This is a genomic window from Borreliella americana (assembly GCF_021043605.1).
In the GTDB taxonomy this organism is placed as follows: domain Bacteria; phylum Spirochaetota; class Spirochaetia; order Borreliales; family Borreliaceae; genus Borreliella; species Borreliella americana.
Genome location: NZ_JAJNFB010000023.1, coordinates 1 through 9575, shown reverse-complemented (window position 1 = coordinate 9575; position 9575 = coordinate 1). Strand labels below are relative to the sequence as shown.

Here is a 9575-nt window from a genome sequence, read left to right as displayed (position 1 = left end):
CTATCTAAAAAATCTATAGAACAGTTTGCATTAGCATTAAAAGATCATCAAGAAAATAAAAATACTACTAATACTTCATGTGGATAGAAAAAAAGATATAAAAAAATTAAAAGAAGAACCCTTGGATCAATATGGAATATTGGTTTTTAAAGATCTTAATTGGATAGAACCACCAAATGAAATAATATCCGATAATTCTTCCAAGAGATCTAAAAACTTTCGAAGAAGGATTTATGGCATTCTTAAATGCTATTAATATCAATGAATTTAAAACATTTTCAGAAATTGTAAAATTGTCAAGTCAAAAAAAAGATCTATTAAACACCCTTTACATCTTCGGAAACTTTTTAGATTACGCGATTGTTAGCTTATATTCTAAAAAAGATGCTCTAGACAAATTAAACACTTCAAATTTGGAGACTCTTAAAAATTCGTTTGAAGAATTATTGTCTACAAAAACAATCGTAGCTGAAATGTTTAAACAACTTTTATTAGATTATCAAAATGATACAAATCATATAAAAACAAATCTCATTAAACTTGAATCTCATATAAATACACTTTTCAACCAAATTATAGAAACAAAAGAGAAAGCGCAGAAACTAAAAAATATCATATCCTCAATATATAGTAGCATTTAAGTTATTACTAAAATTGTTATAACCCAGCCTATACCTTAACAAAAGGATAGGCTTAGCGTTTTAATCAAAGATTACAAAGAATTTTTCACCTATAATTAACAAAAATTAACAATATATTTGTTAAAGTCATATCAAAAGCTTACAATGCAAAGTTATAATTTAAAAAAAAGAAAAAACACATAATTATTTTGCAATATTAAAAAAATCATTTCTTTTAAGAATTTATAAATGCTAAATTATATAAATGTAATAATAATGCATTAACAAGTGGTGGGATTTTTAGAGAGTTTTCAATTTATTAAGAATCAAATTAATTAGATATTTGAAAGCGAGTGGTTATTATCCAATAAACTTTTCAGCCTTATTAATTAACTAGAAATTTATTCCTTTATATTTTTAAATTTTTAGTAAAAAGAATCTCAAAAAGTATGTATAATTGACAAACAGAATTTTTTTCATAAAAAGTTTTGACTTAATTATATTTTACATATTCGTTAAACTCATTTGAGAATATTCTTTATACTTCAAATTATTAACTTGATTTTCAATTTCAAATTGAACTTTTTGAAAACTTTATTTTACCTTTAATTTATCTTATTACTTAAAAATTTTTAAATTCATTACTACTGAGGAGTAAAAGAGCCTCTAACACTGCTAAAAATTATTGTAACTCAAGTATATTATTATGATTATTTTAATAATACAATATTAAATATTATATAATGTTTTATTTAATATTAGATTTTAGTTTAAGTAAGGAGAATATTTATGAAGTAAAATGTAATTGTAAACATTTTTGTTTTTTTATTTTTAAATACTTGCAATCCAGATTTAAACACTACTCAAAAAAATATGAAACATCAGCCTATTTAAAAAAGATTAAAATCCACCGTCCACTAAAAAGGAGCTAAAACCCAAAACAAAAGTTATCTTTTCTAACCAAGAAGCAAACTCTAACTCAAGACAAAAGAAAAAAAAGTCTTATACCCAAGAAAAAGGAATCTCTAGTCAAAATAAGAAGCCTCTAGTATAAAAATAAAAAACATACAACTTAATGATTTAAGAAATTTAATAAAAACAGCTCATCCGGATAAAGAAAAATATATAAAAAAAATGGATAAAGAATCTAAAAACTAATATGAAATGTCGATCTTCAAAGAAATGCATTGGGAAGAACCATCACATGAAACAGTATCCGATAATACTGAGAAATCTAATAGATATAAAAGAAAGATTTATGAGATCTTAAACACTATTGATACTAATGAATTAAAAGAATTTTCAAACATAATAATATCGTAAACAAAAACAAAGCTCCTTTTTAACACCATTATCGGATTTGTAAGTATTTTTGACAATGTAATTGATAGCTTATACTCCAAAAAAGATTTTTTAGACAAACTAGACATTCCAGACTTAGAAAAGCTAAAAATTGGTTTGTAAAATTATTATCTATAAAATCCGTCATCTCAAAAATGTAAAATCAATTTTCATTAGATTTATAATCTAATGAAAATCTCAAGCAAACAAATAGTAATGAGCTTAAATATTATATAACCACAATCTACAATTAAATTAAAGGAGAAGAAGCAAAAAAACTAGAAAATGATATTCTTTCAATAAATAAATTTTAAGTTATTAATTTTAACTGAGATAGGATTAATGTCTGGTGTTAAAGGTAGTATTGGTAATAGTTCGAGTTTAATTAATATTTTCAATTCTTTTGGAAAAAAATAAAATACTCTTAATTGATATGGACACTCAAGAATTAACTACTAGTCAGTTGGCTCTGGATTTTCTAGATTGATTGAGGATATATGTGGCACTTAAAGGTGAATATACTTTAATAAAAAATAATTTTTACGACGTGATGAGTTAAGTTCAAAATAAAAAAACATCGCTAACGAGAAATTATGGAGACAATAAAGATAAAATAAGGAAACTAAAAGAATTGAAAGATAATTTAAAGAAATATGCTGAGCTTGAAAAACTTATATTTCAGCTTGATGTTGCAGAACAAGAGATAAGATCTGCAGATGAATTTTTTGATAAGCTAAGAAAAGTTTAAAAAAAGGTATTATTGAAAGATTGAGGAATAAAAATGGATTATCTGATGCATCAAAATTGTCTATACGGGGGCTCGACAAAAAACAGAGGATGCTTTTTTGTCATAACTACTTGGAATTTTATTCTTCTAGAAAAGATGCCACAATAGGAGAAAGGTGAATTATGAAAGAACTAATTTAACATGCAAAAAAGGTTTTAAGTGATTTTTAGTGGATAAGAAAATATATAAAGATATTAATATTTAAAATTAAAGTTTTCTTTTTCTTTAAAAAAGAGATCCTCTTTAAGGGTTATATATTTGTATCGTAGTGTAATGGCTGTAATTAAACAATAAAGCTCCCACATGGGAGGCCTATATTAGTGATTGTTGTGATAATTAAATTGACTTTATTTTTTTTAAAAAAATATGCAAAAAAATTTTAATGGACTGTTGCAATAAATAGGCTGATTGGACAACATAAGAACTTCAAAATTATTTAAAATTATCTATATGTTTGAACAATGGAATTTATATTATCTTTTATTTCAGATTCATTTACTCAATTTTTATATTAGACAACGCATTTTAAGAATTCTATAATTTACATTAAATCAATTTAAATAATAAAAATTAAACACTTTAAAATTTTCAGAACACTTAAAAAAGTAAAAACCTATTAATTCTTTAAGAATATAATAAAAGAAAGAATGTTGCAATAAAATTGGGAGTAGTGCCATTTAAGAAATATTCTAAAAAACCTATCATTATCAAAAATTAGAGAAAAAATTAAAAATGAAAAATAATTTTGGTCTTAAGTAGCAAAATGCTGATTTATTATATAACAACAAAGAGAAAGTTTCTAATTATAACAGAGAATATTATCAAAAAAACAGAGAAAAACTTAAATTAATAGCTAGAGAGCTATATCGTAGAAAAAAAAGGAATGCATTCAAATAGAAAAAATTAAGTTTATTAAGAATTTTAAAGTTATTTTAATGTTAATAGGCTATGTTAACAGTTTGTTAAATTGTTGTATTATTATACTCTAAATATGTTCTAAAAATTAGTTTTTTAATTAAAAACTAATTTTTAGACAAATCGGCCAACGCCTATTTTACTATTTATTTATCAGTACTAGCTTTATAGATAAAGCAAGATTGTTTAAACTCATATCTGACTTTTTCTATTATTTCTCAGTGTAATCAATTTTATATAGGTCCAATTACATTAAATAGCCAAAAATTCTATCTAGATAGTCAGTAATCTATAAAGCAAGTCATTATTTCAAACTTCATGAATATAATTAGAATTATTAATTTATTTTTTATGAGATATCCCAAGGTATCAAAAGAATCTAAAAAACAACTTTTTTTCTTTAATCCTAATTTCTTTTAAACTTAAACATCCTCTAACCTGTAAAGTATGGGGGAAAGCGGGTATCTATCTTTTTCATTTCAAAAATTTATAGTTATCTATTTTTTTTGCTAATTTCTTCTTTAGAAATACTTTCCTAATATTCTTTATGCATCTTTTTAGATTTTTTTATATTTTCTTTAGTAACATCATTAATTTCTTTAATTTTTTAATAACTATTTTCTAAAATAATTGTAATTTCTTCCTTTTTTAAAACTTCAAATTTCTTTTTTGCAAAATCAAAAAATTAATTTTTAGTATATCCTATCAAGGCATCTCCTATCTTTATATGATGTCCAACAAGGCTAAGACATTCCAAAAACAAAAATATTAATCCGAAAATTTAGACATAGTAATTTCAACAGAAATAGGATTAATATAAACACCATAAATACACTTCTTAAGTAGAATTCTTTTAAGTACTAATTCTTTACTTATACTATCTTGAATAGCATATTTTTCATCTTCTTTAACAATAACTGTGCATTCTTATGCAGATAGATTAAAAATAAAATTTGTGTTAAATTGCAATGTTTCGCATAATAGATATACAAACATAAATAAAATGCAAATAAAAACATTTATTTTATTCTAAGATAATGATGGATTTGTCATTTTTGAACTCATAAAAATAATCAAAATAAATTTTTTATATAAGTTTAGAAATTTGACAAATCAAAAAAAGCAACAGCATTTAATTTATTTCCGACAACAGATATCGATGAACTTTTAATTTATGTAAGCACTAAACCCAAAAAAGGTATTTAAAAAATACTAAGAGAATAGAATTTAAAACAAATGCACTTTTTCAAAAATTTGCTATTTAGAATTTAAATTTAAAAAGGAAATTATTTTTTGTCATATTAAAGGATTGGTTAATTTGTATTTTGTAAAAACACTAAAAAGGGCGTGAACATTATTGCTGATTTAAATAACAATTATAAAGACAATTCAAATTGCAAATATTTCAGTTAAATTTGAAAAGTAAATTTTTAATTCTTTCTTTTCCAAAATTCAAACAAATAAAGTATTTAATTCTGTTGTTTAAAGAAAAAAAGAAAAGATTGAAAATATTGAACTTTATAAAAAAGTAGACTTAAAATTAAGAAATATTAAATGAACCTGTATTAATTACAAAACTTTATTATATCCAAAATATAACTTTAATTGCTAAATTTTTTATTACTTTTTAAATTTTTTAAAGAGATTTATATAATAAGTAGTTTTTCATAATCAAATATTATTGAACAATCTTTTTAAAACTAAGCTTATTTTGATTATCAATGATATCTTTAAAAAAACAAATTAATACTTTAAACTTTTTAAGTTCTTGAACTATTAATTCAGGAGTAGATGTTATGCTTCTTGTAGCATCTATTATTAGATGAACCCGAAATCCCAAGCTAATTGCATCAAGTATTGTTTCTTTTACACAAAAATCTAATGCTAATCCTGCTATAAATAATGTATTAATTAAATTGTTTTTTAAATAAAGATAGAGACCGGTTTGTTTTGTTTTATCGTAATTATCATAAAATCCACTATAACTATCGTGATATCGATTCTTGCCTTTAAAAAACACTTTTTTTATTCTTTTTGTATTTAAACTATTGGGGAATTCTGCTCCCCAGGTATTCTTGACACAATGTCTAGGCCAAATGCCCTTATTTTTATTGCTCAAAAAGCTTATATGATTTTTACAATGCCAATCCTTGGTAGCAACAATGTTTTTGAAATAATTTTGAAGCTCATTGATCAAAGGAATTATTTCATTGCTATTAAATATAGGTAAAGCACCCGATTCTAAAAAATCATTTTGTATATCTATTAAAATAAGTGCGCTATTTTCTGTTATTTTTAAAATAAAATCCTCCCTAGAAAATACTTAATAGTAAATCCTACCAATTATTTATTTGGAATACCCAAGACAATAATTAATTTTACCTTTAAAGGTATCCAAATTAAAGCATAAATACTATCTTTGATTCTACATTTTATTTATATTAATTGTTTAATTATGATCCTAAAAAAGAGAGATATTAAATAAATATAAAAATATAAAAAACTTTGCCAATAAATAACAAAAAATATTACCGGGGCAATTATTGATCAAATAATTATTAGTAAAATAAAACAATAGAGACTGCTATTATAGAATAAAAAGGAAATATTATTTTTTGTATTTACATTACTTATATAATCATTCTCAAGAAATCTAAATTTAATGTTTATTGATATACACTACCTACAAACAAATTTTATCTTTCAAATGGATCAATCTGATCTTATGATATTATTATTACAATTCTCTTTAAGTATTTTCGTCTAAAACTTTTTGCATCTTTTATAAATAACCAATCTTTTTCCAATGCCAATTATAGTCTTTTGCTTACAACTTCTAATTTTTTAGCTTCTTCAATTCTATCAAGTTAGGTAGTTAAATATTTGCTTGTTTTATATTCTCTTTGTACATCTCTTAATCTTTTTTAAAATTCTTCATCAAATATCAAACTAAGATGCAATGTTTAATAAATTTGATCAATCTAAATTAATAAGAATAACTCCTAACCAATAATAAAAATTTATGTAAGCTTGAGGTTAAAAAATAGTTCCAAAAAAAATATTGAGATTGTTAATGTATTATTAAATTTTTCTGAATTATTTTTAGCACACTTTTGTAGTAACTCACTGGACATGTCATTTCTACTGTCTCTGACATCGGCGGCCAAAGAAACTTACTACTTTTTCCATTAATTTCTTAATGTCTTAATGAATTCATTGAAATTACGAAGCAAAGCTGCTGCAATTATAGCATAAACACGCAAACGTCTTGCTTATGATATAGAAATAGAATAAAAAAATAAGCAATTTTTATGCTTATATTAAAGTGCTTTATTTATAAGCAGAAAGTTTAAAAAAAATAACAATTTTAACTTGTATTTAATAATAAAGCATGCGGATATTAAGCTGTATTCTTTTCTTTTTGACATTTAAGAATCTTAAGCCATAAAAACACTTTAATATTGAAATTATTCAAAATCAAACTTGATGTATTATACATATAAAACATTGAATAAAAATTATACGGATAGTGTACTTACTTAGCTATGTTATTTTTTGGCAAGCTTCCTCCATCTAATAATTTTTTTTGTTTACTCTTTTTTAGTTTTTATACTTAATTTAATATTATGCTCTTTCTTTACTTTAGGTTTTGAGTTAAAAGTTAATTTAACAAAAACCAATCAAAAATAAACAAAAACGGACTTTTGAAAAACAAAATATTATAAAACTTCCGTCAATAAAAATATTATTATGATTATTTCTATAATACAATATTGAATATATTATAATATAATTCCATATTTAATATTGTATTATATTTATATTATATTTAATATTGTGTTGTGTTATATTTATATTATATTGAATATTGTATTATAAATTTTAAGTAAGGAGAATATTTATGAAGTACAATATAATTGTTAGCATATTAGTTTTTTTACTTTTAGCCTGCAATCCATATTTTAACACCAATAAAAAAGATGCTAAACATACGTCTATTAAAAAAGAAAAATCAAAGTCCATTAATAATGGATTAAAAACTAAAATAAAAGTAAGTCAAAATAAAAAAGAAAACTCTAATCCAAGAAAAAAAGAGGTCTCTAGCCAAAACGAAGAAGAAAAAGGCAAAGACAACAATAGAAAAATAAATAACACATTACTTGATGATTTAAGAAATTTAATAGAAACAGCCAACTTAGATAGAGAAAAAGATATAAAAAAATTAGAAGAAGAATCTCCAGAACAATATGGAATGTTAGCTGCTTTCGAACTATTGCATTGGGGATCATCACCAGATAAAAATAAAAAAATATCTGACAATATACCTCGATCTAAAGAATTTAGGAGACAGATTTATAGCTTTTTAAATCCTATTGATGCCAACGAATACAAGAATTTTGCAGAAATTATAATATTGACAGGAAGAAGATATATACTAACCGAACTTTACGAGTTTGGAATCCTTTTCGACAACACAATTGATACAATTGTTAAATTGTATTCCAAAAAAGATACTCTGAATAAATCAAACAATTCAACTTTAGAGAATCTTAAAAATTCGTTTAAAAAATTATTGTCTACAAAAACAATCGTATCAAAAATGTTTAAGCAATTTTTATTAGATGATGAAAATAATAAAGATCTTATTAAAAAAGATACCCTTAAACTTACACCTCGTTTAGATTCACTTTTCGATCAAATTAGAACAATAATAGATGAAGTAAATGAGTTAAAAAATATCATATCCTCAATATATGATAACATTTAGATTATATACTAAAATTGTTGCACAATATCCAGCCTATCCTTATTAAGGATAGGCTTAACGTTTTAACCAAAGATTACAAAAAAAATTACATCTATAATTAACACAATAAATAAAAATCAGACAATAATATTTATTAAATAAATATTATTAAGTTTACAATGCAAAATTGCAATTTAAATAAAGGGGAAAAACACATAATTATTATGCAATATTCAAAAAAACAAAAAAATCATTTCTTTTAATGATTTATAATTGCTAAATTATATAACTGCAATGACCACTTACTTTCAAGTATATTAATTAATTCGATTTTTAATAAATTGGAAACATTTTAAAATAAAGTTGTTTTACAATACTACCCCTTGTGCATAACAAACACTTGTTAATGTCTTATTATATTCTAATAAGCTTTTCATCTTTATTAATCCTCATATATTAAGTCAAAACTTTTTATGAAAATAATATTGTTTGCCAGTTATGTTGAAGCATAAAGGGATGAATTTTTAGTTAATTATATTAAGTCAAACTCATTGAAAATTTTTTTTACTTTTTCAATCCTTAACTTGCTTTTCAATCTCAGATTGAACTTTTCAAACGTCTTCTTTTACTTTTAATTTATATTTTCCCTTAAAGATTTTAAAATCTAATATTTTTTCCTTTAGAAAAGGATCTCTATTTTTATAAATTGATTAAGGTTAGTAAATTATACTGAACTCTTACACAGAAAGCTTACCTAACAACTTTATAAACTTTTTAAAAAGGTACAAAAACCACCAAAAAATCTGTTTCTTTTTTATAAAAAAATTATAATTCTATTCCATCTATTCCATTAATCCTTTCAATACAATATATTTCTCAATTTGAAAACTTAAGAGTGTAATATGTAATAATATAATTCTTTCAATATCTTGTTATTATTTATTACTTCTTATTAATCTTAATTTGCTCTTTGACATGTGAAATTGAATGGTAAATAGTTTTTATTAAAGTATATCATCAGTGTTACATTTTAATTTTCTATTTGATTTGTTTTTTAAAGCATCTTTCATAGATTCTTAAAAATTCTCGAAAATCCCTGTTTCTTTTTTTCTTCTTCCTAGCTATGTTATTTTTTAATGTGCAATATATGCCATTTCTCATAGAA

Annotated in this window: 4 protein-coding genes and 3 pseudogenes; 5 read left to right on the top strand and 2 right to left on the bottom strand. The window is 22.8% G+C overall.

The window, feature by feature from the left end; translation table 11 throughout:
* Window positions 1–79 precede the first annotated feature (79 nt).
* The 4 genes and pseudogenes from LRB30_RS05070 to LRB30_RS05940 form a co-directional block, all read left to right on the top strand.
* Window positions 80–256, top strand: coding sequence for a hypothetical protein (locus LRB30_RS05070; RefSeq protein ID WP_231019932.1), 177 nt, complete (start codon window positions 80–82; stop codon window positions 254–256).
* The gene (locus tag LRB30_RS05065) at window positions 234–641 is read left to right on the top strand and encodes a virulence associated lipoprotein (protein ID WP_231019930.1); all 408 of its coding nucleotides are present in this window, start codon (window positions 234–236) and stop codon (window positions 639–641) included. The genes LRB30_RS05070 and LRB30_RS05065 overlap by 23 nt, the downstream gene beginning before the upstream one ends.
* Window positions 642–1784: 1143 nt before the next feature.
* Window positions 1785–2084: pseudogene (locus LRB30_RS05945) on the top strand (CRASP family complement regulator-acquiring lipoprotein).
* 448 nt (window positions 2085–2532) lie between these two features.
* Window positions 2533–2709: pseudogene (locus tag LRB30_RS05940) on the top strand (P12 family lipoprotein); the annotation flags it as partial.
* A gap of 1492 nt (window positions 2710–4201) precedes the next feature.
* On the opposite strand, the pseudogene LRB30_RS05055 reads toward LRB30_RS05940, so the two are convergent.
* Window positions 4202–4590, bottom strand: a pseudogene (locus LRB30_RS05055) (class I SAM-dependent DNA methyltransferase); the annotation flags it as partial.
* Window positions 4591–5341: 751 nt separating this feature from the next.
* Entirely contained in the window at window positions 5342–5935 is a 594-nt protein-coding gene (locus tag LRB30_RS05050) for an isochorismatase family protein (protein ID WP_337924900.1), read from the bottom strand.
* 1629 nt (window positions 5936–7564) lie between these two features.
* On the opposite strand from LRB30_RS05050, the gene LRB30_RS05045 reads away from it, so the two are divergent.
* Window positions 7565–8431, top strand: a complete 867-nt coding sequence (locus tag LRB30_RS05045) for a virulence associated lipoprotein (protein ID WP_231019927.1) — start codon at window positions 7565–7567, stop codon at window positions 8429–8431.
* Window positions 8432–9575: the final 1144 nt, after the last annotated feature.